Source organism: Paenibacillus tritici (genome assembly GCF_013204885.1).
GTDB lineage: Bacteria > Bacillota > Bacilli > Paenibacillales > Paenibacillaceae > Paenibacillus_AQ > Paenibacillus_AQ tritici.
In genome coordinates this window covers 73,081-99,651 of the sequence record NZ_JABMKX010000022.1, presented here as the reverse complement: position 1 = coordinate 99,651, position 26,571 = coordinate 73,081, and the positions used below count along the sequence as shown (strand labels likewise).

At 54.0% G+C, this 26,571-nt stretch carries 22 protein-coding genes; 18 read left to right on the top strand and 4 right to left on the bottom strand.

What is annotated here, in order from left to right:
• Positions 1-452: 452 nt before the first annotated feature.
• Genes HQN87_RS28365 through HQN87_RS28355 form a run of 3 tightly spaced genes read right to left on the bottom strand, consistent with a single transcriptional unit; the run spans position 453 to position 4,825 of the window.
• Positions 453-1,415, bottom strand: coding sequence for a sugar ABC transporter substrate-binding protein (locus tag HQN87_RS28365; RefSeq protein ID WP_367272832.1), 963 nt, complete (start codon positions 1,413-1,415; stop codon positions 453-455).
• Positions 1,412-3,016: a response regulator gene (locus tag HQN87_RS28360; protein WP_173140139.1), complete on the bottom strand. Its 1,605-nt coding sequence runs from the start codon at positions 3,014-3,016 to the stop codon at positions 1,412-1,414. Before HQN87_RS28360 ends, HQN87_RS28365 begins: the two co-directional genes overlap by 4 nt.
• Positions 3,017-3,019: 3 nt before the next feature.
• Positions 3,020-4,825, bottom strand: coding sequence for a cache domain-containing sensor histidine kinase (locus HQN87_RS28355; RefSeq protein WP_254075707.1), 1,806 nt, complete (start codon positions 4,823-4,825; stop codon positions 3,020-3,022).
• A gap of 268 nt (positions 4,826-5,093) precedes the next feature.
• Between HQN87_RS28355 and HQN87_RS28350 the strand changes: the two genes are divergently transcribed.
• The 8 genes from HQN87_RS28350 (at position 5,094) to HQN87_RS28315 (ending at position 16,294) form a co-directional block, all read left to right on the top strand.
• A complete protein-coding gene (locus HQN87_RS28350) occupies positions 5,094-6,113 on the top strand; it encodes an ABC transporter substrate-binding protein (RefSeq protein WP_173140137.1) in 1,020 nt (339 codons plus the stop codon).
• Between the two features lie 83 nt (positions 6,114-6,196).
• On the top strand, positions 6,197-7,708 hold the full coding sequence (locus HQN87_RS28345; protein WP_173140135.1) for a sugar ABC transporter ATP-binding protein: 1,512 nt from the start codon (positions 6,197-6,199) through the stop codon (positions 7,706-7,708).
• Between the two features lie 18 nt (positions 7,709-7,726).
• Positions 7,727-8,755: an ABC transporter permease gene (locus HQN87_RS28340; RefSeq protein WP_173140155.1), complete on the top strand. Its 1,029-nt coding sequence runs from the start codon at positions 7,727-7,729 to the stop codon at positions 8,753-8,755.
• Positions 8,745-9,713: a galactofuranose ABC transporter, permease protein YjfF gene (gene yjfF, locus HQN87_RS28335; RefSeq protein WP_173140133.1), complete on the top strand. Its 969-nt coding sequence runs from the start codon at positions 8,745-8,747 to the stop codon at positions 9,711-9,713. The genes HQN87_RS28340 and yjfF overlap by 11 nt, the downstream gene beginning before the upstream one ends.
• A gap of 89 nt (positions 9,714-9,802) precedes the next feature.
• Positions 9,803-10,852 (top strand): ABC transporter substrate-binding protein, encoded by a 1,050-nt coding sequence (locus HQN87_RS28330; protein ID WP_254075706.1) that lies wholly within the window; start codon positions 9,803-9,805, stop codon positions 10,850-10,852.
• A 325-nt stretch (positions 10,853-11,177) separates the two neighbouring features.
• Positions 11,178-13,097, top strand: coding sequence for a carbohydrate-binding protein (locus tag HQN87_RS28325; protein WP_173140129.1), 1,920 nt, complete (start codon positions 11,178-11,180; stop codon positions 13,095-13,097).
• 29 nt (positions 13,098-13,126) lie between these two features.
• The gene (locus HQN87_RS28320; RefSeq protein WP_173140127.1) at positions 13,127-15,172 is read left to right on the top strand and encodes a beta-xylosidase family glycoside hydrolase; all 2,046 of its coding nucleotides are present in this window, start codon (positions 13,127-13,129) and stop codon (positions 15,170-15,172) included.
• Between the two features lie 39 nt (positions 15,173-15,211).
• On the top strand, positions 15,212-16,294 hold the full coding sequence (locus HQN87_RS28315) for an endo-1,4-beta-xylanase (RefSeq protein ID WP_254075705.1): 1,083 nt from the start codon (positions 15,212-15,214) through the stop codon (positions 16,292-16,294).
• A 208-nt stretch (positions 16,295-16,502) separates the two neighbouring features.
• Here HQN87_RS28315 and HQN87_RS28310 read toward each other — a convergent pair whose 3' ends face one another.
• Entirely contained in the window at positions 16,503-17,345 is an 843-nt protein-coding gene (locus HQN87_RS28310; protein WP_173140125.1) for a helix-turn-helix domain-containing protein, read from the bottom strand.
• Positions 17,346-17,557: 212 nt separating this feature from the next.
• Between HQN87_RS28310 and HQN87_RS28305 the strand changes: the two genes are divergently transcribed.
• The 10 genes from HQN87_RS28305 (at position 17,558) to HQN87_RS28260 (ending at position 26,267) form a co-directional block, all read left to right on the top strand.
• Positions 17,558-18,541, top strand: coding sequence for an ABC transporter permease (locus HQN87_RS28305; RefSeq protein ID WP_173140123.1), 984 nt, complete (start codon positions 17,558-17,560; stop codon positions 18,539-18,541).
• A 17-nt stretch (positions 18,542-18,558) separates the two neighbouring features.
• Positions 18,559-19,440, top strand: a complete 882-nt coding sequence (locus HQN87_RS28300) for a carbohydrate ABC transporter permease (RefSeq protein WP_173140121.1) — start codon at positions 18,559-18,561, stop codon at positions 19,438-19,440.
• A 32-nt stretch (positions 19,441-19,472) separates the two neighbouring features.
• On the top strand, positions 19,473-21,044 hold the full coding sequence (locus tag HQN87_RS28295) for an extracellular solute-binding protein (protein ID WP_254075704.1): 1,572 nt from the start codon (positions 19,473-19,475) through the stop codon (positions 21,042-21,044).
• 97 nt (positions 21,045-21,141) lie between these two features.
• Entirely contained in the window at positions 21,142-22,908 is a 1,767-nt protein-coding gene (locus HQN87_RS28290; RefSeq protein WP_173140119.1) for a sensor histidine kinase, read from the top strand.
• Positions 22,883-23,590, top strand: a complete 708-nt coding sequence (locus HQN87_RS28285) for a response regulator transcription factor (protein ID WP_173140117.1) — start codon at positions 22,883-22,885, stop codon at positions 23,588-23,590. The genes HQN87_RS28290 and HQN87_RS28285 overlap by 26 nt, the downstream gene beginning before the upstream one ends.
• Positions 23,591-23,707: 117 nt before the next feature.
• Positions 23,708-24,016 carry a PadR family transcriptional regulator gene (locus tag HQN87_RS28280; RefSeq protein WP_281425115.1) on the top strand — a complete coding sequence of 103 codons (309 nt, stop codon included), beginning with the start codon at positions 23,708-23,710 and terminating at the stop codon, positions 24,014-24,016.
• Entirely contained in the window at positions 24,013-24,360 is a 348-nt protein-coding gene (locus HQN87_RS28275; protein WP_173140113.1) for a DUF1048 domain-containing protein, read from the top strand. Before HQN87_RS28280 ends, HQN87_RS28275 begins: the two co-directional genes overlap by 4 nt.
• A 12-nt stretch (positions 24,361-24,372) precedes the next feature.
• On the top strand, positions 24,373-24,723 hold the full coding sequence (locus tag HQN87_RS28270) for a DUF1048 domain-containing protein (RefSeq protein WP_173140111.1): 351 nt from the start codon (positions 24,373-24,375) through the stop codon (positions 24,721-24,723).
• A 14-nt stretch (positions 24,724-24,737) separates the two neighbouring features.
• Positions 24,738-25,496 (top strand): ABC transporter ATP-binding protein, encoded by a 759-nt coding sequence (locus HQN87_RS28265; protein ID WP_173140109.1) that lies wholly within the window; start codon positions 24,738-24,740, stop codon positions 25,494-25,496.
• The gene (locus HQN87_RS28260; protein WP_173140107.1) at positions 25,497-26,267 is read left to right on the top strand and encodes an ABC transporter permease; all 771 of its coding nucleotides are present in this window, start codon (positions 25,497-25,499) and stop codon (positions 26,265-26,267) included.
• The last annotated feature ends 304 nt before the right edge of the window (positions 26,268-26,571 follow it).

Below are 26,571 nucleotides of genomic sequence, written 5' to 3'. Positions count from 1 at the left end.
TCGGGTAAAATAGGCATTGGTAGGGTTCCTCCTTAGTGGTTTCGCAATCCTGAGGATACCCTACTTTTTTGTTGCCTGACTAGGCTCCAAATACTGGTACACAACTTATTTTACGCCATCCGACAGGCAGGAAGGAGGAGCAAAAGTGCACCCCAATCCGCCAAAGCGGGCTGGCAGGCGGGAAGGAGGAGCAAAAGTGCACCTCAATACGCCCAAAGTGGGCGGCAGGCGGGAAGGAGGAGTAAAAGTGCACCTGAATTCGCCGAAAGCGGTTTCATGAGGGGGTACTTTAAAAGTACTCTAAGAGCAGGATTAGTAACCTAAAAGTTACGTAAGTTACCTAAGTTACGTAGTCTATCTAAGCTACGTAAGCTACACAATCAACGTAACCTAAATAACCTACACAGGCGTCACACACTGCATCAACTGTATGAACTCCTTAACAAACAGGCCTATTCCCCGATAATCGTAATTTCCGTGTTGATCCATTCCGCTGCATCCAGGCCCTGGGCTCTTAACAGCAGGGCGTTGATGATATCCTCGCCCCAGTTCTGCTCGTTCTGTGAAATGACCCGGGTAATCTGTCCGTTATCCACCGCCTGCTTCAAGGCCGGGGTGAGGCCCAGGGCGATGTTGTACCGCTTCAGCCCCTTGGCCTTCCAGACCAGGACAGAGCTTGAACTGGAGACGAAATCCAGGTTGACCAGCGCGCTGAAATGGGGATGGTCCGAGATCATCTGCTCCAGCTGCAAGGCAGCGAGCTCCTCGCTGCCGTCATTGTGGCGGATGTCCAGTACATCAATCTCCGTATGCTGAGTCAAATATGCCTGCAGACCAAGCAGGCGTTCCCGGGTACTCTGCATACGGGACATCCCGGACTCCACCAGAATCATTCCTTTGCCGTCCAGCAGACGTTCTACAGTCTGTCCAATCACTGCGCCGGTTGCTCTATTATCAGCCCCGATATAAGCTTCTCGCTTGCTGCCGGGTGAATCCGACTCGAAGCACACCACGGGAATCCCCTGGGACACTGCTTTGTTAATCACACCGGCGAGCGCCTGTGAATCCACCGGAGCAATAGCTATTCCGTCTACACCCCGCTTGATCATCATCTCCATAATCCGGATCTGCTGCTCCAGATTGGCCTCATCGGGCGCTTGAACCAGCAGTGATACGTTATGCTTGCTCGCGGCAGCTTCCGCTTTGGCGGTGATCATCTCGTAAGTGGCATTCACCATAGGGTAGATGATGCCGAAGGTCAGAGCGGGTTCCCCGCCCGGACTTGACGGGGAATCTCCGGCTGCCCGTTGAGCGGAGTCCGCAGCTCCGGAGGATTGGAAGCAGCCGCTAAGCATCAAGCCTGCCGCCAGCAGCAGGAGGAAGATCATCCGCTCCCGAACCCTGGATACCGTCACATCTTCTCCGCCCCTCTGCGGATGGCTTGCAGCTGATCCTCCGAATTCCCCTGCTTGCGGAATTCCATAGGCGTCATCCCCGTTACTTTTTTGAACAGATTAGAGAAGTAATGCTGATCGTTGTAGCCGACCAGATAGGCAATCTCAAACGTTTTGTGTCCCGTTGATTTCAGCAGCTCTTTGGCTCTGTCCATTCGTGTGGCGGTCAGGAATTCCGTGATCGTCTGTCCGGTAGCCTGGCTGAAGGTTTTGCTTAGATGGCTGGGACTGACCCGGACCACTTTGGAGATATCGTTCAGGGAGAGCTGCTCTTTGTCATATTGCTCACGGATATACTGCTTCACTTTGTCAATCAGCTCCCGGTGTTTGTCCGCCCCTTCGGACCGCCACTCCCATAACCGCTCGTATAACCGTTTCAAATATTGCAGGCCTTCGTCTGTACTGGAAATGGGCTTCAGCCGGGTCTGCAATTCTTTGAGGATCTCCGCGTGGTTGGCTGCTGCACGGAACCCATTCTTGGCCGTCTGCACCAGCTCCAGCGTGATGTCGTTCATCAGATAGCAGGCGTACCCCGAATCCCAGTTCATCCCTTCCAGCGCAGCGGAGAGCTCAAGCAGAAATTCGGGCATCTGCGTGTGATCCCCCAGCTTCAGGAACTGGATCATCCGGCTCCGGTCGAGCAGAATACCCTGGGCAGACGGGTCAAAATAAGCATCCAGCATAGCTGCGGAATGCACCCTTGCCATTCTTTTGAACATCCGGTCATTCTCAGCTTCCAGATAGGAGAGATGAATGCCCTGAAGACGCTCGCAGACCTTGCCCCGGCTGACCGACAGCTCCAGGCCGCAGGCGGCTCTCAGCCGCTGCTTTGCACTCGCGCATAGCTCATCCAGGATACTGTTCATTTGGGCCGGATCGCTGCCTTTGTAGATCAGAATTGTCTCAGTGCGGCTGCGCTTGTAGATGAAGCTATCGGCTACCTCCTTCAGCAAGCCCGCTAACAGCTCCTCTGAATTCTGCGGAGGATGGGGAGGTTCCGTGGATTCGGGTTCCTCATGCTCCTGAGGATTCAGAGTGAAGATAGCGGTTGCATAGTAAGGAGCCGTTAACAGCAGATCAAGCTGTGCCGCCGCCTCGATCGCCGCAGCAGTATGAATCAGGCCCCCGCACAGATCCGCGAACAGATTCTCGGGCGTATAGGCATACTTGTGTCTGATGCGCAGTTCTTCGTCAATTCTGGTGCTGACACTGCGTAGCAGCTGCAGCAGATCGGCAGAGCTGAACGGCTTCAGGCAATAATCCTCCACGCCAAGCCGCAGCGCCTTCTGGGCATACTGGAAGTCATCGTGGCCGCTCAGAATGATGATTTTGATCTGCGGGAATTTTTGGCGGACGACCGAGGTTAATTCCAGCCCGTTCATGAAAGGCATCTTGATATCTGTAATCAGAATATCGGGAAGCTGCTCTTCGATAATGGGGAGCGCCAGCTCCCCGTCGGGGGCGTCTCCGCAATAGAGGAAACCTTCCTTCTCCCAATCCACGCATTCCCGGATATTCTCCCGGATCAGGATCTCATCATCTACCAGCATAATCTTCTTCATCCCTTAGATCCCCCTGTTCTTGGGTATGCGAACCGTAATCTGAGTACCATAGCCTTCCGAGCTGTCCAGGCGGATGCCATATTGAGCGCCAAAATACAGCTGAAGCCGCTGATGCACATTTTGCAGGCCGAATCCGCCCTGGCTGGTGTCGTCTGTATCCTCTGACTGGATGGGACGCTCGATAGATTCCCTCAGGAACGCCAGCCGTTCCCCGGGAATGCCAATCCCGTTGTCCGATACCGTGAGCATAATGGCATTGGCATCCGTATAGCCGCCGATGCGGATAAGCCCTTTGCCTCTTTTGTTCTTGATTCCGTGATACAGGGCATTCTCTACGAGCGGCTGCAGCGTCATATTCAGAATCGGATACTCCTGCAGCTCCTCAGCCACCTCAACCTTGAACTCCAGAATGTCATGGTAGCGCATCTGCTGGATGATCAGGTAGCTCTGCACATGGGCAAGCTCGGAGCGGATCTGTATCCAGTCGCGCCCTTTGTTCAGACTAAGCCGGAAGAATCCGGATAACGCTTTCACCAGCCGGATCACGCCGTCGTGATTGCCCGCTTCCGCCATCCATACAATCGAATCGAGGGTGTTGTACAGAAAATGCGGGTTAATCTGCGCCTGCAGCGTCCGCAGCTCCGCCTTCTGCAGCTGCTGCTGCTTGCGGATACTCTGCTCCAGCAGCTCCTTGATCTGCTCGACCATGATATTGAAGCTGATTCCGAGATCGGCAATCTCATCGTTGCCGTCCGGCTTCACTTTGGCTTCCAGATAGCCACTTGCGGTCAGGCGCATCTTGTGCTGCAGCAGCTGGATCGGCCGGGTTAGCCGCCGGGTCAGCAGATAATGGAGCGTAATCGCAAAAATAATGCTTAACCCTACGCTGATGATAATCAGCTGCCTGATCCGGTTAGCCTCGGCAACGATCTCCTGCAGCGGGGCTATGCCGATAATCGTCCAGCCTGTCGACAGGGAGGAAGTGTGGACGATGAACCGGGGCGGGCCGGTGGTCTGAAGCACGAAGCTGCCGCTCCCCTTCCGTTCCTGCTCGGGTATTTCGGTATCCTGAACCAGAGCCAGATCGCTTGCCTGGACGGGCGGCACATAGATGGGATTGTGCTGCTCGTCCAGCAGGTAGAAGAATCCGGTGGTGCCTATGGTCACCTTGTCGCAGAACTCTTTAATGAAGGAATCGCTCAGATCCACAATGATAAATCCGATTACTTCATGGGTAATCCGCTGCTTGACCGCCGTCATGATTGAGATGACGCCCTGATTCCCGTAGGTGAACCCGTCCACCCGGTCAGTCCCGATAATGAGCGGCGGGGGAATCCGGAGAATCAGCCCGGGATTCTGCGACAGGGTCTGGAAATGCGGATTACGCAGCGGATTGCTGCCCGATTGGAAGATGCCCCGGCGCTCGCTGATGCCTTTGCCGTACAGGTTAATCAGGCTGATATTCAGTACATTCTCGTATTTATAAGTGTCCCGGTAGAGAGTGAAGGTCTGCAGGATCTCCTTGGCCTCCTGATAGGTTTCCGACTGTGAGAAAAGAAAGTGAATCACCTGCGGGTTATTGCTAAGCTCCAGCAGCCGTTCGGTATCCTTGAACAGGTTATCCATGTTCGTGCCCAGCATATCGGCCTGAAGCATGCTTGAAGCTTTGCTGTGAGTGGAGATGGACTGATAGGATTTCTGGTATGAAATGAGGCCGACAGCAATCAGCGGTATCGTGGACAGCACTATGAACAAAGCCAGCAGTTTGGCTCTAAGACTGGAGGAGATCCAGCGTGTGATCCGCATCATCGGGTGTTCCCTTTCATAGATAGAGTAGAGGTCGTTTCAATCTCTAGTTTATAACAAATACTGGAATGTCGAAACAAAAAAGAAAGCGCAAACAAAATCCGCACCTTTTGAATAAAAAATTACACCAAAACAATCCGCCCGGGGCGATAAACCCAAAATTAGAAAGCAAACGCGAAAGGCTGCCCGTATAATGCCATTTCCTTAGCGTTCTATAATGGGCACAACACCGGAACACAAGGTGATCACCAAGGGGGAGGAAAAACTACGTATGAAAACGTTCGGAAAAATGGGGGCTGTGCTTGCACTCACCCTGTCCATGGCCATGCTTGGAGCATGCGGCAACAGTAATGGCGGGAACACGGCGGCTACGAAAGCACCAGCGGCGAATGGCGGAACCAAGACGGAGGCCAAGGAGATTACGCTGGGATTCTCGCAGGTAGGTGCCGAGAGCGGCTGGCGCAGCGCGAATACGAAGTCCATTCAGGATTCAGCCAAGGAAGCAGGCTACACGCTGAAATTCTCGGATGCGCAGCAGAAGCAGGAGAATCAGATCAAGGCACTCCGTTCTTTTATCCAGCAAAAGGTTGATGTGATCTCCTTCTCTCCGGTGGTGGAATCGGGGTGGGATACGGTACTGAAAGAAGCGAAGGCTGCAGGCATCCCGGTCGTTCTGACGGACCGTGCCGTGGATTCGAAGGACACCTCGCTGTATGTCACCTTCCTGGGCTCCGATTTCGTGGAGGAAGGCCGCAAAGCGGGCGAGTGGCTGTCCGAGCAGTACAAAGACGCGTCGGAGGACGTTAACATTGTGGAGCTGCAGGGAACTACAGGCTCTGCTCCGGCCAATGACCGGATGTCAGGCTTCGCCGAAGTGATCAAGGGCAATCCGCATCTCAAGGTCATTGCTTCCCAGACCGGTGACTTCACCCGGGCCAAAGGCAAGGAAGTGATGCAGGCATTCCTGAAGGCGAATAAGGATATTGATGTGCTGTACGCCCATAACGACGATATGGCGCTGGGGGCGATTCAGGCGATTGAAGCAGCGGGTCTGAAGCCGGGCGAGGATATCAAGATTATCTCTGTCGATGCGGTGAAGGACGGAATGCAGGCGGCCAGTGAAGGCAAAATCAACTTCATCGTCGAGTGCAATCCGCTGCTTGGACCTCAGCTGATGCAGGTGGTACAGGATGTGGTAGACGGCAAGCCGGTAGAAGCGCGGATCGTGACTGAGGAATCAACGTTCACTTCCGAGCAGGCCAAGGAAGCTTTGCCTAGCCGCCAGTATTAATCAGCAAGCTTATAGCATAGCTGCTCTGGTGGTGTTACAGCCGCCGGAGTAGTTGTCTATGGAGATAAGGAGTGGATGCAACCATGAGCACACAGATGCCCATACTGCAAATGACCGGGATTCATAAACGGTTTCCGGGTGTGAAAGCGTTGACGGATGTGAAGCTCCGCCTGTATCCTGGCGAGGTTCATGCCCTGATGGGAGAGAATGGCGCCGGCAAGTCCACACTGATCAAAGTGTTGACCGGCGTCTATTCCATTGATGAAGGACTCGTGGAGATGGACGGTACGCCGGTCTCCATACACAGCCCGCAGGATTCGCAGGCTGCGGGGATCAGCACCGTGTATCAGGAGGTGAATCTGTGCCCCAATCTGAGCGTGGCGGAGAATATCTTCATTGGAAGAGAGCCGCGGCGGTTCGGATGTATACAGTGGAAGGAGATGAACCTGCGGGCCGCGGAGCTGCTTACGGAACGGATGAATCTGCATATTGACGTCACCCTTCCGCTGCATAGTTACTCTGTAGCGGTTCAGCAGCTGGTCGCCATTGCCAGGGCGCTGAATATATCGGCCAAGGTGCTGATTCTGGATGAACCGACCTCAAGTCTGGATCAGAATGAGGTGGATCAGCTGTTCCGCATTATGAGGAAGCTCCAGCAGGAGGGGCTGTCGATCCTGTTCGTCACGCATTTTCTGGACCAGATGTATGAAATCTCCGACCGGGTAACGATACTGCGGGGCGGTGAGCTGGTCGGTGAATACATGGCGAAGGAGTTAAGCCGTCTGGATCTGGTACTCAAAATGATCGGCAAAGAGCTTCATCTGCTGGAGGAGCTGCCGGTTCTGGCGGCAGAGGATCAGCACAGCTTGGGTGATGAACTGATCAGAGCCGAAGGGCTGGGCCGCAAAGGCGGAATCGAGCCGTTCGATCTGTCGATCCGCAAGGGAGAGGTCGTCGGGCTGGCGGGGCTGCTGGGTTCAGGGCGGACGGAGGCGGCCCGGCTGTTCTTCGGTGCCGACAAGCCGGACTTCGGACAAGTGACGCTGCCGGCATCCGGCGGCGGGGTCCATTCGCCCCGGGAAGCCATTGGACGGCGGATTGCCTTCTGCTCGGAGAACCGCAAGACAGAGGGGATTATTGGCGATCTGACAGTCAGAGAGAACATTATTCTGGCGCTCCAGGCCAAAGACGGGATGTTCAGGACGATCTCGCGCAAGCGGCAGGAGGAGCTGGCCGGGGAATATATCCGTATGCTGAATATCAACCCGCCAAGCCCGGACCAGCTCATCAAGAATTTGAGCGGCGGCAATCAGCAGAAGGTGCTGCTGGCACGCTGGCTGCTGACGGAGCCTCAGCTATTCATCCTGGATGAGCCGACACGGGGGATCGACATTGGGGCGAAGGCAGAGATTCAGAAGCTGGTGCTGACGCTCTCCCGGCAGGGCATGTCGTTCCTGTTCATCTCCTCGGAGCTGGAGGAAGTGCTGCGGGTCAGCGACCGGATCGCCATCCTGCGCGACCGCCGCAAGGTGAAGGAAATTTCGGAGAAGGATATGAGCCAGCAGCAGATTATGCAGGCCATTGCGGGAGGCTGAACAATCATGAGCCCATTCATGAAACATCATTTATTCTGGCCGCTGTGTGTGCTGGCTGCACTGCTGCTGTTCAACCTGTGTTATTCGCCGGATTTCTTCTCCATTACCATCCATGACGGACACTTGTACGGAAGTCTGATTGATATTCTTAACTTCGGGGCACCGCTTATCCTGGTGGCTATCGGGATGACGCTGGTAGTGGCTACCAAGGGGATTGACCTGTCTGTGGGTTCCATTGTAGCGATCTCAGGAGCGATTGCCTGTCTGAGAATCAGCAGTGGAGCCGATCAGAACAGCATGGGTCTGATTCTTGGCTCCGTGCTGCTGGCTGTATTGCTGTCGCTTGTGCTGGGAGCCTGGAACGGGCTGCTGGTCTCCGGGGCCGGGATTCAGCCGATTATCGCCACGCTGATTCTGATGGTTGCGGGACGGGGGATTGCCCAGCTGATTACCGGCGGACAGATTATTACGGTAACCAGCAGCAACTATGCCTATATCGGGTCCGGTTCACTTGCCGCGCTGCCTTTTTCAATCTTCGTCGTAGCGCTGGTTCTGATGATCGCCTTGCTGCTTACCCGGCGAACCGCGCTCGGCCTGTTCATTGAATCGGTGGGCTGCAATCCGGCAGCCAGCTCCATGTCCGGTATCCGCGCCCACTGGGTCATCCTGTCGGTCTATGTATTCTGCGGCGTGTGCGCCGGCATCGCCGGGCTGCTGCTCAGCTCGAATGTCTCCAGCGCCGATGGCAATAATGCCGGTCTCTGGTATGAGCTGGATGCTATTCTGGCTGTAGTCATCGGAGGAACGTCGCTGAACGGCGGCCGCTTCTATCTGACCGGTACCGTGATCGGGGCGCTGATCATCCAGACGCTGACCACTACCATCTACATGATCGGTGTACCGCCGGAAATTACACTGGTCGTCAAAGCCTTTGTCGTGCTGGCCGTCTGCCTGATCCAGTCGGATGCCTTCCGGGCCGCTATTGCCGCCCGCTGGAAGTCGCGGCATTATCCCGCAGAGAAGGAGATGGGCCGTCATGTCTCTTAACCGTAAGTATATTCCGATTGTGGTCACGATTCTGTTGTTCATAGTCATGTTCACCGCCGGCTCCTTCCGGTATACCGGATTCTTCTCGCTTCAGGTGCTGATGAATCTGCTGATCGACAATGCTTTTCTGCTGATTACGGCGGTAGGCATGTCCTTTGTCATCCTGTCAGGCGGGATTGATCTGTCGGTCGGCTCGGTCATTGCCTTATCAACCATGGTCTCCGCGGGTCTGGTGCAGCAGCAGGGCTGGCCGCCCGCCGTGGTCATTCCGCTGGTGCTCCTGATGGGTGCCGTGTTCGGCACGCTCATGGGCGCGATGATTCATTATTTCGCCATCCAGCCGTTCATTGTCACCCTGGCCGGAATGTTCCTGGCCCGGGGCTTATGCTATGTCATCAGCATTGATACCATTACCATCGACCATTCCTTCTATACGGCGATGGCCCAGACGAGAATCCCGCTGCCGGGAGGCAGCTTTCTCTCCATCAGTGCCGTTATCGCTTTGCTGGCCGTAGCCGCCGCCATCTTCACCGCCCACTATACCCGGTTCGGGCGCAATGTATACGCACTGGGAGGCAATGAACAATCGTCGCTGCTGATGGGGCTGCCGGTGGCAAGAACCAAGGTGCTGGTCTATACGCTTAGCGGATTTTGCTCGGCGCTTGCGGGTGTGGTCTTCACCTTTTATATGCTGTCTGGGTATGGGCTTCATGCTGTCGGCTTCGAGCTGGATACCATCGCGGCTGTCGTCATAGGCGGCACACTGCTGACCGGAGGGGTCGGTTATGTACTGGGCACCTTCTTCGGCGTCCTTATCCAAGGTGTGATTCAGACCATTATCAGCTTCGAGGGCACGCTCAGCTCCTGGTGGACCAAAATTGTCATCGGCCTGCTGCTGTTCATCTTCATCCTGCTGCAGCGGGTGTTAAGCTCCAGGCGACTGACAGTGAAAGAATAAATCATAGGAACGGGGAGACAGATTATACTTGTCTCTCCATTTTTTTGCTATATAATTGTAATCGCTATCATATGAAGGAGGGATTCCGCTTGCGAACGGTAAAATGGTGCCTGATCCTGCTACTCTTCTTCCTGCCGCTGCTGGGCGGCTGCTCCGGCAGCGGAGACCCCGGCGGGCAGCAGGCGTTGCCGAAGCCGCACACTTCTCCTGCGGCCAAGCCCGGCTTGCTGCCTTCCGCAGACATTGCCGCAGTCCAGCAGGTGGTGCTGGGGTTCTCCCAGCTTGGGTCGGAGAGCACCTGGCGGGAGGCCAATACCGCTTCGATCCGGGAAGCCGCCGGGGAGGCGGGGATTACGCTGCTGCTGAAGAATGCCGAGCAGGATCAGCAGCAGCAGTTCGATGCTATCCGCTCTTTTATCCGCAGCAATGTCGATGTTATAGCGATTGCCCCGGTGGTGCAGACCGGCTGGGAGCCGATTCTCCTGGAGATCAAGCAGGCCGGGATTCCTGTGATTATTCTGGACCGCTCCGTTAATGTACAGGACAGTTCACTCTACGTTACCTTTATCGGTTCCGACTTCTATGAAGAAGGGGTGAAGGCGGCTAAGTATGTGGTGGATAAGATGCGCCATCACAGTGAAGTGATCCGCATTGCTGAATTGCAGGGAACCGTTGGCTCCACGCCCTCCATCGACCGTGGACGCGGGTTCCGCAAGCTGATCGGGGACAAGCCGAACCTGCGGATTACTATGACCGCCCCGGCGGATTTCACCCGAAGCGGCGGTCATGCGGTGATGAAGACTTTTTTGCAGCAGCCGAAGGAGCAGTGGCCCCGGGTCCTCTATTCCCACAATGACGATATGGCCATCGGTGCGGTGGAGGCCATTAAGGAGGCGGGTCTGGTGCCGGGCGAAGATATTATTATAGTGTCGGTGGACGGTACGCGGCGGGCGTTCGAACAGATGGTTGCGGGCAGCATCAATGCGGTGGTGGAATGTAATCCGCTGCTCGGGCCGCTGCTGATGCAGGCTGTGAAGGAGATCCTGGCAGGCCGGACCCTGCCCAAGCGGATGGTGACGCCGGAGGATATCTATACCCAAGAGCTGGCCGCTATGGAGATTGATAACCGCAAATATTAGATTAAGGGATCTTGTCCGGCGCTTTAGCACCGGACTTTTTTTGTACCATCCCCTGGAATGAAGAGCACTTCTGCACCTCCTCCCATCATCCTCCCCCATCCGTCTCCGCCCAGTGCTGATTTCGAGCAAAAAACAAAAAAATTTCAACTTTTCAAACAAAAATCTACATTGTTCATGGGTGCTAAGTATATTAAGATGAACTCGAATAACAAATATTAGTAGATTCATTCAAAGAATACAATAGGAGGGGAGGTTTGAGAGTTAACGGCATAAGTAACGCATCCGATTGAAAGGGTTTACAAATTTGGAATAGAGGAGAATGTCGATGTTCAAAAAGATCTCTGTGCTTGCCATGACCTTTGTTCTGCTGCTGGGCTGTCTGCCTATGCTGTCTGCACATGCGGCTAATAATGCCACGGCCAAACAGCCGGGGAATTCCAATCCGCTGATGGATCACAAGCTGGGTGCCGATCCCTTCGCACTGACGTACAACGGAAGAGTCTATATCTATATGTCGAGCGATGCCTACGTCTACAACAGCAACGGAACCGTGAAGGACAATGATTTCAGCGCGCTTAACAAAATCAACGTGATCTCCTCGGCGGATATGGTGAACTGGACGGATCACGGCGCAATCCCGGTGGCTGGAGCCAATAATGTGAACGGCAGCGCCGGTATTGCTAAGTGGGCCTCTCTCTCCTGGGCGCCTTCGGCCGCAGTCAAAAAAATCAACGGACAGGATAAATTCTTCCTGTACTTTGCCAATGGGGCTTCCGGGATCGGGGTATTAACGGCTAACTCACCGATTGGTCCCTGGTCGGACCCGCTGGGCAAAGCGCTGGTGACAGGCGGCACACCGGGAATGTCCGGCGTAACCTGGTTGTTCGACCCGGCTGTGCTGGTGGACGATGACGGCAGCGGATACCTGTATGCCGGAGGGGGAATCCCCAATACTTCCGACCCGGCGTCTATTGCTAATCCCCGGACAGCCCGTGTGCTGAGGCTGGGTGCGGATATGACGAGTATTGTTGGAAGCGCATCCACAATTGACGCTCCGTATATGTTCGAGGATTCGGGGATTCACAAATACGGCGGCAAATATTATTACTCGTATTGCTTCAATTTCTCCGGCACACACCCGGCTGCCTATCCGGCAGGTGAAATCGGGTATATGGTCAGCAATAGTCCGATGGGACCGTTTACGTATACCGGACATTTTCTGAAGAATCCTTATACCTTCTTCGGTGTAGGCGGCAACAACCACCATGCGGTATTTAACTTCAATAATCAGTGGTATGTAGTGTATCACGCCCAGACCGTGGCGAAGGCTGTACTCGGGGACGGCAAAGGCTACCGCTCTCCGCATATCAACAAGCTGGTCCATAATGCGAACGGAACGATTCAAGAGGTTCAGGGAAATTTGGCGGGCATTGCCCAGACGGCCAATCTGAATCCGTTCACCAGAGTCGAAGCCGAGACTATCGGCTGGAATGCGGGCATTGCCACGGAACGTACTCAGGCTGCGGGCGGTCCTGTAAGCAACATGAATGTTACCAACATTAACAATGGAGACTGGGTTGCCGTCGGGAATGCCGATTTCGGTTCCGGTGCTGCCAGCTTCAAGGCTAACGTAGCTTCTACCACCACAGGCGGCAAAATCGAACTCCGGCTCGACAGCGCAACCGGACCGCTAGTGGGTACGCTTAATGTCCCTTCTACAGGAGGAGCGCAAGCCTGGCAGGAGGTAACGACCACTGTCACCAATGCGACAGGCGTTCACAGACTCTATCTGGTATTCACCGGATCAGGCTCCGGCAACCTGTTCAATCTGGATTACTGGCAGTTCTCAACGGGTGGCGATGGCGGCACGACCCCTCCTCCGGTGAGCAAGGTGGAAGCGGAGGACATGACGCTCAGCGGGACCTATGCGGGCAAGATCACTTCCCCTTTTAACGGAGTGGTGCTTTACGGAAATGATGACGCGGCTGCGTTCAATCAGTATTATGCCTACGGCACGCATAACTTCTCCGTCCGGGGGGCTTCCAGCAATTCAGCTACGGCCAAAGTGGATCTGCTAATCGGCGGTGTGAACGTTGGCTCCTTCAATTTCAGCGGGACCACACCTTCCGTACAGACGTTGTCCAATGTGGCGCATGGCACCGGCAATCAGGAGGTCAAGCTGGTCGTAACCACGGACAATGGAACCTGGGATGTCCTTGTGGACTATATTGAATGGAGCCAATGACCGTACAAGCAGGCAGGAGGCCAGGTACTATGCTGACAAAAGCCGGGCTGTATTTATTGGCAATTCCGTTGCTCATCGGCCTGCTATTCAATCCTTCAGCGGTAGCCGCTTCGACTTTTACTAATCCGTTCATCTATGCCGATGCTCCGGACAATGATGTAATCAGGGTAGGCAATGTGTATTACATGACCAGCACCACCATGCACATGACCCCCGGCGTTCCCATCATGAAGTCCTATGATCTGGTGAACTGGGAGATTGTGAACTACGTCTACGACACATATGCTAACGGGGATGCTCAGAATCTGAATAACGGCCAGAGTGAGTACGGCAAGGGCTCCTGGGCCAGCAGCCTCAGATACCATAACGGTATCTACTATGTGTCCTTCGGGTCCAATTCTACCGGCAGAACCTATATCTATCAGACGGCGGATATTGAAAATGGTCCATGGACCTCATCTGTCCTCGGCAGCTATTATCATGACGCTTCGCTGCTGTTCGATAACGGCCGGGTCTTCCTGGTATACGGTGTCGATAACATCAGCCTGATTGAGCTGACGGCGGACGCCAAAGCCATCAAGTCAGGAGGGATTAATCAGGTTATTATCCCCGGCTCCAGCAATATTGCCGGTTCAAGCTTCATTGTGAAGGCGGAAGGTGCGCATATCCAGAAGATCAACGGCTATTATTATGTCTTTCTGATCTGCTGGCCTTCGGGAAGCGGACGCACACAATTGACCTACCGCTCCACCAGCTTAACCGGTGGCTATACCGGCCAGGTGTCCCTTAACGATTCAGGCATTGCCCAGGGCGGGATCGTGGACACGCCATCCGGCTCCTGGTATGCCATGCTCTTCAGGGACAGCGGAGCGGTTGGACGGATGCCATATCTGGTTCCGGTATCCTGGTCCGGCAACTGGCCGGTGTTCGGAAGCGGAGGCAAAGCGCCGCGGACACTGAATATGCCCGCTGAAGGCCATCCCGTGATGAAGGTGTACGCATCCGATGAGTTCTCAGCGGCTTCCGCTTCTGCGGAGCTTATTGTGAACGGCGGCTTCGAAGAGGCAGGCATCAGCCCGTGGATGAATAATAATACGGCAGCGGTGGCCGTTACTTCTGCGGAACGTTATAGCGGTTCGAGCAGCATGCTGGTCAGCGGAAGACAGCAGACGGGCGCAGGACTGAAGCAGGATCTCACCGGGAAGGTGAGCGCAGGCACAGTCTATACGTTCTCGGCCAAGGTTAAATACACCACAGGCCCGGCTACCAAGTCCTTTAACCTGGATATCCAGAACGGGCCAAGCTATACCGGTATTACGATTCTGGGGTCTGCCACCCTGACCCGGGGAGAGTGGGGCACCATTCAGGGAACCTATACACTTCCTGCCGGTGCCGATCTGTCCCAGAGCTTCATTTTTGTTGAAACCCCTTACAATGCTGCGCCGGATGCCGCCAACGACCTGATGAACTTTTATGTGGACGATGTGTCGTTCGCAGGCACAGCTTCGTCAGGAGGGGGGCTGGCCAAGGTATGGCAGTGGAACCACAATCCCGACAACACCAAGTGGTCCCTGACACAGCGTCCCGGCTTCATGAGGCTGACCACTGGTAAGGTAAGCACAAGTATTCTGGATGCCCGGAACACGCTGACCCAGCGGACGTTCGGACCGAAGAGCACAGGCGTGACAGCCCTGGAGACGGGCGGGATGAAGGACGGGGATTACGCCGGTCTCGCTGCATTCCAGGCCAAATACAGCTTCGTCGGCGTCAAAAAATTCGGCAATTCCAAGTCCATTGTGATGGTCAATGCCGGGTCCGGGTCCATGACTGAAGTGGCAAATGTGCCGCTCAGCCAGAACAGAGTCTATCTGAAGGTAGTCTGTGATTTCACCAACCAGACCGATAAAGCGTACTTCTCCTATAGTCTGGACGGAAACAACTGGACGTCGGTAGGTAATACGCTGCAGATGTCTTATACGCTGCCTCACTTCATGGGTTACCGGTTTGCACTGTTCAATTATGCAACGAAGGCTGCGGGCGGTTATGTGGATTTTGATTATTTACGTGTGGAATAGCTGCATTTGAATCTAATAATCCAAAGGAGATGTATTCAATTGAAGAACAGCATCAAAAAGCTTGTAGGCGGGCTGGCTTTAGCCAGTGTCCTGCTCACCTCTGTCATGGCAGGCAATGCCAGCGCAGCAATTACCAATGGATCGAAGTTCCTGGGGAATATCATTGCCGGCAGTGCTCCCGGCAACTTCACCACCTATTGGAATCAGGTCACCCCTGAGAACGGCACCAAATGGGGATCGATTGAAGGCAACCGCAACCAGATGAACTGGGGCAATGCGGATATGATCTATAACTATGCGATTAGCAAGAACATCCCGTTCAAGTTCCATACCCTAGTGTGGGGAAGCCAGGAGCCTAACTGGGTTGCCGGCTTATCGGCAGCGGAGCAGAAGGCGGAGATCAGCTCATTCATTACTCAGGCAGGCCAGCGTTATTCCGCAAAGTCGGCCTTCGTGGATGTCGTCAATGAACCGCTGCATGCCAAGCCTTCGTACCGCAATGCCATCGGCGGTGACGGAAGCACCGGCTGGGATTGGGTCATCTGGTCCTTCCAGCAAGCACGAGCGGCGTTCCCGAATTCCAAGCTGCTCATCAATGAATATGGCATTATCGGTGACCCCAGCTTGACGGATAAGTATGTGACCATTATCAATCACCTGAAGTCCAGAGGACTGATCGACGGCATCGGCATTCAGTGCCATCACTTCAATATGGATAATGTCAGTGTGAATACTATGAATACGGTGCTGAACAAGCTGGCGGCGACTGGTCTGCCAATCTATGTCTCTGAGCTGGACATCACCGGCGACGACAACACACAGCTTGCCAGATACCAAGCGAAATTCCCTGTTCTCTGGAACCATCCTTCGGTCAAAGGCGTAACCCTCTGGGGTTACATCCAGAATCAGACCTGGGCAGCGAACACCCATCTGGTGAATTCCAACGGCACAGAGCGCCCTGCGATGAAATGGCTGAAGCAATACCTGGGCGGATCATCCGCTCTTATGGAATCGACCGACGCTCAGGATATCACGGATAGTGTGATCCAGCCGGACAGTGTGGCCGAGCCACAGCTTCAACTGGATCTCCAACCAGTGCTGGAATCCGTTCCGGCTGAGTAAGCTGAAGCAGGCCTTCAGCATAAGGACTTTTGCCAAAGTGTGAACAAGGCTGCTCCCCATGCGTGGTAAGGCGCGCCGGGAGCAGCCTTTTTTTGTGAGGTGGGCAGTGCGGAGGCGCGCGAGCCAAATGTAAGCGAAAAACCTAGCACCCGCACCAACATCGCTCACCCGCACAGGTAAGTTATTCCCGCGCCCACCAAGGCATCCGTCAATCTCGCCCCCCACCCCTATCCGCCGGAGGAAGGGGTACATTCCCCTCCCTATACACCTTTCTGTACTGTGACGGCGTGTAAGAAGTAACCTTCTTGAAGATCTTGGAGAAATACAGCGGGTCGTGGTAGCCGACCGAATAAGCCAAGGATTTCACCGATAACCGGGACTCGCCCAGCAGCTCGCAGGCCCGCCGAATCCGAAAGGCGGTGAGATAGCCTGAGATGGAGGTGCCCGTCTCTTTCTTGAACAGCCGGAACAAGTAGCTGCGCTCGATTTTGACATCATCTACAACATCCAGAACCGACAAGCCAGATTTCCAGTAGTTCCTCTCCACATATGCCTTGGCTGAACCTACATAGTCCTTCTTGAGGGAAGCCTGTCCGCTCGGATAATACTCCATATAATAGCTTAGCAGCAGACGAAGTCCGGCATCCGACCGTTCCCGTTCATACGGCTCCAGTGCATTCGCCTCGACTCTGTCGAACAGGGGCTTAAGGTCCTGCGGAGCAGCCGCTGCAACGGGGTGACCCGGTGAAATATGAATCATGTCCAGTAACCGCAAGGCCTCCGCACCGCCACATTCAATCCAGCAATACGCCCACGGGTCCTGCGGATCAGGATAATAATACACCTCCGTCTGCGGAAAAATAATGAAGCTGTCTCCGGCCCCCAGAGGATAAACCGCCTGGTTTGTCTCCAGATACCCCCTGCCGCTTACGATATAATGCAGAGCATAGACATCACGTACACCCGGTCCCCATCTGTGCAGATTGGGCGGTTTATACCCGTTCCCCTTCACCAGCGGTCCCTCGCTGAGCCCGTATTCCTTAGCGTTCATAGTCAGCACCCGTATCCTTTAACAGTATGATACTACTAGGGTATAGCAATCTGAGGAATAAAGATAGATCGCTTGAATAGGTACCGCAATTCAAATCGACAACCGTATCTTTTCCGTAACCGCATGTAAAAATGACAACGCTTTCTTAAGAATGTTGGCTTACGCCGTCCCCGGGCTTGAAGGTAAACTGAAGGTACGAGGGAGGAGCGAATATGGAATTGCAAACACAGGTTAGGAGTCCCGGAACCGGCGGAAGCCGGCAGTCATCTTTATGGAAGCGTTTCAAAAAACAGAAGATCCTGCATTTGTTCGTCGGGCTGGGCATGATCTATCTGCTGATCTTCGCGTATACGCCAATGTTTGGTATTCTGATGGCCTTCAAGGATTACAGCATCTCCGGCGGGATCAAAGGGATCTTCACCAGCGATTGGGTCGGGCTGAGGTATTTCGATGAATTCGTGCATGACTATCAATTCGGCAAGCTGGTCCGCAACACGCTGGTCCTTAGTCTGCTGAAGGTCATCTTCGCCTTCCCGGCGCCGATTCTGCTGGCGATTATGCTGAATGAAGTGAAGCACATGGCCTTCAAGCGGTTGGTGCAGACGATCAGCTATCTGCCGCATTTTATCTCCTGGGTAGTCGTGGTTGGTGTATCCTATGCCTTCCTGTCCGCCGATGTCGGTGTGGTCAATAAGGCGCTGATGGCGATGGGCTTCACGGATGAGCCGCTGGCCTTCCTGACCAGTCCGAATTACTTTTGGGGGCTGGCGGTAGGGAGTGCGGTGTGGAAGGAGATGGGCTGGTGGACGATTATTTTTCTGGCGGCGATATCGGGAATCAGTCCTTCCCTCTATGAGGCTGCGGAGATTGACGGTGCCGGAAGGCTGGCGCGTATCCGTTATATCACCCTGCCGGGGATGAAGGGAACCATCGTTGTTGTACTGGTACTGACCATCGGAAGTATTCTCGGCGGCGGACTGGTGGGCTCCAACTTCGAGCAGGCCTACCTGCTCGGCAACAGTATCAATAATCCAACCTCTGAGATTGTCCAGACCTACGCATTCAGGGTGGGGTTAAGCGACGGGCGGTTCTCCTATGCAGCGGCGATAGATTTAATACAATCGGTGATTTCGGTAGCGCTGATATTCTCCAGTAACTATATTGCCAAACGGGTGTCAGGCTCGAGTCTATTTTAGAGAGAGGAGGAAAGGCTGTGCTGAAGAGTCAGCGGCAGAAGGATTTTGTTTTTGACAGCGTGATCTATGTGGTATTGTTCATTATTATGCTCACGATGCTGTATCCGTTCTATTATGTGTTAATTGCTTCCTTCAATAAAGGCTCGGACTCGCTGCTGGGCGGTGTGTATCTGTGGCCGCGGAACTTTACCCTGGAGAATTACCGGGTGTTCATGGATGATCCCAAGTGGGTGAAGGCGTTCCTGGTCTCCGTACTGCGGACGGTTTCCGGCACCTTGCTCGGATTGCTGCTCACCAGCATCGTTGCTTACGGCCTGTCCCATCGTGATCTGTTATTCAGCAAGGTCTATTTCACAGTGATCGTATTCGCCATGTACTTCTCCGGCGGACTGATCCCTTATTATGTAGTCCTGCGTTCACTAGGCTTGCTGAATTCCTTTGCGGTGTACATTGTCCCGTCCATGCTCAGTACGTTCTTCCTGCTCATTGCGATCTCGTTCTTCCGCGAGATTCCTGCTGAGCTAAAAGAGTCTGCGCATATAGACGGTGCCGGTGAGCTTACGATATTCTTCCGCATCATCCTGCCGGTCTCAACGCCGGTGCTGGCGACCATGGCCTTGTTCATGGGGGTCGGGCAATGGAATTCCTGGCTGGATTCGGCTTATTTCGTCCAGTCCGAGGAGCTGCGTACGCTGGCCTTCCGCATGATGGAGGTCATCAACAAGAGCAACTCTCCGATGGATTCGCTGGCGGTAGCCAATAGTGTCTCGGCGGGTGTCACCAGCTTCTCCTTACAGGTCACTTCAATGGTGGTGTCCATTGTTCCCATTATCTGTGTGTACCCGTTCCTGCAGAAGTATTTCGTACATGGCATCATGCTGGGGTCGGTAAAAGGTTAGACCATTATTAATACAATCATGGAGGGATTAGCTTGAACAAAAGCAGAAGCTTCAAAATGGTTGCAGCCGCACTCTCAATTGCCGTATTATCCGCCTGCGGCAGCGGAGGAAATGCCGCCCAGGTCACTCCGTCCGCCAGTCCGGACGCCGCAGCAGGCGGGAATTCTCCGGCCAAACCTGCGGAAGTAAAGGAATTAAGCCTGTTCATTGATGCGTCGTGGTACCCGGTTACGGAATGGAAGGGCCCGGTCGCCCACATGATTACCGAGAAGACGGGAGTGAAGCTCAAGGTTACGGTCGCTACCGATGATAAGCAGCTTCCGCTGATGATTGCCTCCGGTGACCTGCCGGACCTGGTGTTCACCTCTTCCAATATAGACCGGTTATCCGACTCGAAGCTGTCCTATTCCTGGAATGAGCTGATTGAGAAATATGCGCCGGATTTCAAGATTGACAAGACCCGGATTGCCATCCATACCATGGATGACGGCAAGTTCTATACCGTGCGGAATTCCTTTGCGACCCAGGAGGAGATGAAGAATAGTAAATATTCGTTAGGCAGCGACGGCAACCCGGGCATCGCGGTACGGGAGGATATTCTGAAGGAGCTGGGGAATCCGCCGATCAAGACCCTGGATGATTTCGTCAAGGTGCTGGGCATGGTCAAGGAGAAATATCCTGAGATGGTCCCGCTGATCATGGACAAGGACTGGATCGAACAGTATTTCCTGGCCCAGTTCGGTACGGAGACCCTGCTCGACGGCTGGTATGAAAAGGACGGCAAGGTGGAATATGCGATCAGACAGCCCAAGATGCTGGACTTCTTCAAGTTCATGAATAGCCTGTACCGTAATGGCTATATCCTGGCTGAGAATTTCGCACTGGCCAACGACCAGATTGATGATCAATATGCTACGGGCGGCAAAGCCTTCGCCCATAGCCATACCGTATCTACCGCAGATACCGATAACATCAAGATCAAGAGCAATCAGGGGAACTTCTCCTTCAAGATGCTCCCAAGCGTATTGTCGAAGGATGCCAAGGTAGTCAGCTCCGGACTCGGCTTCTCCGGAACCTTCATCACCAAGAAGAATAAGGACCCGGAGGCCTCCATCAAATTCATCCAGTATCTGGCCAGCGACGAGGGCAAGAAGCTGACGATGTTCGGAGTCGAAGGGGTACACTGGACCTGGAATGAAGAGGGTCACCCCGACTTCAAATATAATCCGTCCGATGCCGATTTCATTAACAGTAACGGAATTAAATGGTGGTACCTCTACAATGACGGGGTGACCGAAGGCATGTTGTCATACGTTCCTGAGCTGCAGAAGACGCAGGCTTTGATGGATCTGAAGTCCGTCAGAGTCTATAAGCCGGAGATCGGCCTGATCCAGACCCAGCCGGATTCACAGGAGAAGACCATCAAGACGAAGATTGACGAGATGGTCAAGAATGAGAAGGTCAAGATCTATCTGGCAGAATCGGAGGAGGCGGCAGTGGCAGCCTATGAGAATATGCTGAAGAATGCAGAGAATATAGGCCTGCAAAAGCTGACGGATTGGGCAAATGCTACGTATCAGAAGAAAAAGGACTTATTCAAGTAAGCGGCTTCCTACCGGTAGAGACCTGTCTCTACCGGGTTTTACACATTCATGGTAGGATAAGAAAAAAAGAAATCGGGCACCGGGGGGACAGGCTGCCGTGAGCATTGTACGCAAAATGATATTAGGATATATCCTGCTGATTTTTATACCGGTCGTTACCTTCGGCTATTATTATTACAGCAAGCTCTATGATAGTGTAAGCAGACAGTTTGTGGAGAGCCGTCAGAAGATACTGGAGCAGGCCTATTCCAATATGAAGGCGGATCTGGCCCGGATCGATTCCACCCAGCGGATGCTCCAGTACAACCCGTATGTCACTGACTATCTGGACGGCAGCTATGAGACAGACTCAGAGAGCATATATGCCTATAACCGTTATATCAATCCGGTGATTCTGCAATCGCTTAATATCAGTCCGGAGATCGACACGTTCAGAATCTATATCACCAAGCAGGGCGTGCTGCCCATTACTGACCGGCTGCTCGAACTATCGGCGCTGGATGAACAGGGTGCGGAGGCTACCCGTATGCTGCGGCCGGGACAGGGCAAATGGATACTCCCCGACTCCAAGCTGGAAGCTCCTCCGCTGGTGTTCTATCAAAATATATATAATCATGACTTCACCGAGATCGTCGGACTGCTGGAGCTGCGGGTCGGCAGTGAGCTGATCCGCAAATTCTACCGGGCGACGGGCGGAGGGGATTGGACCGCGCTGCTTCTGCCGCCGGAGGGGGAGCTGCCGGAGAGGGAAGGCATCCTCTCGGCGGTGGCTCCTTCAACCTGGGCAAGAATGGTATCGGGAGAGTCGCAGACGTATTTCATCAACCGTGAGGTTATCGTCAACCAGCTGTTCATTCAGGAGCTGGGTGTCCGGGTTGCCGTGATCGGCAAGGTATCTGAGGTATTCCGTTCGATCCGAAGCCAGGAGATCGTGATGATTACCACCTTCGCCGTTCTGCTGGCGTTATTGTCTTTTGCGTATTACACCCTGGCCTCGACGATTACCAAGCGCGTACTCCGGCTGGCCCGGCATATGCGTAACTTGAATGATGATAACCTGAAGCAGTCCATCAGCAAGGAAGATAAGCCGGGCCGTAAGGATGAGATCAGTTTCCTGACTGAAACGTATAATTCCATGCTCCTGCGTATGGATGAGCTGATCAACAATGTCCACCGGGCGGAGCTGCGCAATAAGGAAGCCGCCTACAAAGTCCTTCAGGCCCAGATCAAACCGCATTTCCTCTATAATACGCTGGAGACCATCCGGATGCTGGCGGAATCCAACAATGACAAGGAAGTGGCTGAAATCTCGTACTGGTTCGGCAAGCTGATGCGGTACAGCCTGTCCGCCCAAGAGGATCATACGGTCCTCTCCCAAGAGATCGAGACGGTGGTCTTCTACCTCAATATTCATAAAATGCGGCTGCAAAAGAGACTGACCTATGAGGTCGATATCGCTGTGGCTGCCGAGCAGATGAGCTGTCCAAGGTTCATCCTTCAGCCGCTGGTCGAGAATAGCATCATCCACGGAGCCTCCGTGACACTCCGGCCTGTGCATATCCGGATTCAGGCTGCCGAGACGGAGGACGAGATCAGGATCAGTGTATCGGACAGCGGCATAGGGATTCCTGAAGACCGGCTGCAGCAGATCCATGACCGGTTATCCCGGGGAGATGAGGTCAAGCCTCAGGAAGAGGAGGAAGGAGGCGTGGGGCTGTATAATGTCAGCGAGCGGATTAAATCGTTCTATGGCGGGGCTTCAAGGCTGGTTCTGGAGAGTGAGGAAGGCAAGGGGACCTGCTTGACCATTATCATAGAGAAAGGGGTGGCAAGCGATCATGCGAATCTTAATAGTAGACGATGAGCCGATCATCCTTGGAGGGCTGGTCAAGGTGATTGGCGCAGCCGCGCCGGTCGGAAGCGAAATCCGGGAGGCCGGCGATGCCTTCGAGGCTCTTGGGATCATGAAGGAATATATGCCGGATGTAACGGTCACCGATCTGCATATGCCGGAGAAAAACGGGTTTGAAATGATGGAGGAGGCCAAGGAGAACGGTTTATGTGAGCGCTTCATTATTCTTACGGGATATGATGATTTCGAATACGCCCGCCGGGCGCTCCGTTACGGTGTGGTAGACTACCTGCTGAAGCCGGTGGACAAGGAGGAGGTGTCCCGTCTGCTGAGTCAAGTGAACCGGGATCTTCCTTCCATGGACAGCACGGACTGTCCTCCCCATGCCAAGCGGATTCTTGCCTATACCCGGATGAATTATATGAACGATCTTTCCCTCGATCATCTGGCCGACCTGATGAAGCTTCATCCCAACTACATCAGCAACCTCTTCAAGAAGGTGACCGGCGATACCTTTGTGAATTATCTGAATGCCACCCGGATCAAAGAGGCGCAAAAGCTGCTTAGTGCCCACCGTGATCTGCCAGTGGGCGAGATCGGGCGCCGGGTCGGGTATGAGAATAAGCATTACTTCAATAAAGTATTCAAGAAATATACAGGCAGCACACCAGGGGCGTACCGGGAAGAACATTAATCCGGCGCCCCCCTTGACAATACACTACTACGTGTTACAATGTAGTGGTAGTAAGTAATACTGAATACCAGTCATACAGAGTAGTGAGGAGGAATTGTGCTGGATAATCTGACGGAAATGCTGAAGGGCGTGCTTGAAGGCTGTGTCCTTGAAATAATAAGCCGCCGGGAAACCTACGGTTACGAAATTACAAGGCAGCTGAATGCCCTCGGCTTCAGTGATGTGGTAGAGGGAACGGTGTACACCATTCTGATCCGGCTTGAGAAGAGCAAGCTGGTAGATACCTCTAAGAAACCCTCCGATATGGGCCCGCCGCGCAAGTTCTTTGCGCTTAATGATGCGGGGCGTGAGGAGCTGCAGAAGTTCTGGGGCAAGTGGGAGTTCGTATCCTCCAAAATGAACGAGTTAAAGGAGAGAAAACAATGAACTTTTGGGAAAAAATCACCGGCAGCGACATAACCAAAGAATTCAAAAGCTTCGAGCTGCGGGTCTCCAAGCTCCCGGCTGATTATCAGGCCGCCTGGAAACAAATTAAAGACGCGCTCTGGCCGCACTCCGATCTCACCGGCCGTAACCTGATGCCCATTCTTGACGGGGTGCTTGGCCTGCTGGAAGAAACGGCGGCAGACGGCCAGAGTGCAAGGGAAGTGCTGGGTGATGATATCAAAGGCTTCTGCTCCGCACTGGCCGGCGAAGAAGGGGCCAAGACTTACCGCGACAAGTGGCGCCGGGAGCTGAACGATACCATCGCCAGAAAATTAGGGAAATAGGAGGAGGAGACCATGAGAATACAGGACATTATTGAGGGCAGAAAAGAGTGGCGGGCGCATGTTGCGCGGGTCAAAGCACTCCCGCAGGATTACCAGATTGTCTACAAAGAGCTACAAAAGTATCTTTTCAAGGTTGGTCCGGTGGAGCTCACAGAGGGGACGGAGCTGCTCTCCGGAATTGTGGAGCTGTTTGAAGAGGGCGCTGCCCTGGGAAAAGGAGTGCTTGAAGTCACAGGCCGTGACGTAGCCGCTTTCTGCGACGATCTCATCAAAGATTCCAAAACCTACGCTGATCTCTATCAGGAGCCTGTGGACAAAGAAGTGGCTAAGGCAATGAAAAAGGCTATGGATAAAACCAAGTGAAAGGGGGTAGCACGATGGGAAATGCCATTGAAGTGAAGGGTCTGCGAAAGTCCTACAAGAATACAGCCGTGCTAAAGGGCGTTGATTTTGAAGTCAAGCAGGGTGATATCTTCGCTCTGCTCGGCGCAAACGGCGCGGGCAAGACGACGATTGTAAGAACACTCGCCACGCTGCTTAAGCTGGAGGAAGGTACCGCTATTGTAAACGGAGTGGATGTCGCGTCCCAGCCCGGCCATGTACGCCAGTCGATCAGCCTGACCGGACAGTTCGCTGCTGTGGATGAGATATTGACCGGGCGGGAGAACCTGATCATGATCGCCAGACTCCGTCACCTGGACCAGCCGGTTCAGGCCGCAGATGAATTATTAAGGCGATTCGGCCTGACCGAGGCCGGAAGCCGCAAGGTAGCAACTTATTCAGGCGGGATGCGCCGGAGGCTCGATATTGCTATGAGCCTTGTAGGGAACCCTAAGCTTATCTTCCTCGACGAACCGACGACCGGCCTTGACCCTGAAGGGCGGGGCGAGGTGTGGAAGACCGTCAAGGCGCTTGCTGCCCATGGCACCACGGTATTCCTGACCACGCAGTATCTGGAGGAAGCTGAACAGCTTGCCAACCAAATCGCTATCCTGCATGAAGGCCGGATTATCGCGCACGGCACCCTCTCCGAGCTGAAGAAGCTGTTTCCGCCTGACAAGGTGGAGTATGTGGAGAAGCAGCCCTCATTAGAAGAGATATTCCTGGCCATCACCGCTAAAAGGGAGGGAAAGTAAATGGAAATGACAGCGAGACACTTCTTCAGCGATATGGGCGTCATGCTAGGACGATCCATGCGCCATATTATCCGCAGCCTGGATACCATCATCACAGTCACCATCACTCCGATCGCCATGCTGCTCCTGTTCGTGTATGTGCTCGGCGGAGCCATTCAGACCGGTACCGATAACTATGTGAATTACCTGCTGCCCGGCATCCTGCTGATCGCCATTGCGAGCGGGATCTCCTATACAGCTTACCGGCTGTTTGTGGATATGCAGAGCGGCATCTTCGAACGGTTCCACTCGATGCCGATTGCCCGTTCGGCGGCGCTATGGGGGCATGTGCTGACCTCACTTCTGTCCAATGCGATTTCGGTTGCCGTCATCATCCTTGTTGGACTCCTTATGGGCTTCCGCTCTCCGGCTGGAGTATTGGCATGGCTTGCCGTGGCCGGTATCCTGGCGCTGTTCACCCTGGCCCTGACCTGGATCGCGGTGATTGCCGGCCTGTCTGCCAAATCGGTAGACGGCGCAGGGGCCTTCTCCTACCCGCTGATCTTTCTTCCCTTCATCAGCTCTGCGTTTGTGCCGACTGAAACGATGCCGCGTGCTGTCCGCATGTTTGCCGAGAACCAGCCGGTAACTTCAATAGTGGAAGCCGTCCGCTCCCTGCTGGCGGGCCAGCCCGCCGGGAGTGATATCTGGACTGCCCTGGCCTGGTGCCTGGGGATCATGATAGTGGCCTATCTGTTTGCGATGCGCATCTATAAACGGAAGGCGGCGTGAGAGCAGCCCGGTTTCTGATATCAAAAGCATGGCGCCTTCCCGGACTTTCCGGGACAGGCGCCATTTCTGCGTGCGGCCCAGGCATTGTACCGGCATAGAATCCTGCACATAATACAACAATCCCCTTCTCCTATCGCAGCAAATCCGGAATTGTTGTATGATTTGCAGGATTGTACCTTTTTCAAGCGGCTTAGCCGAATTATTCCTGCATTTTATGCAATATTCCATCTGAACGCCTGCTATCAATGATTTCTTAGCTGCAAAAGGTGCAACTTTTTTTCACCCTATCCTTTGGCAATTCAGG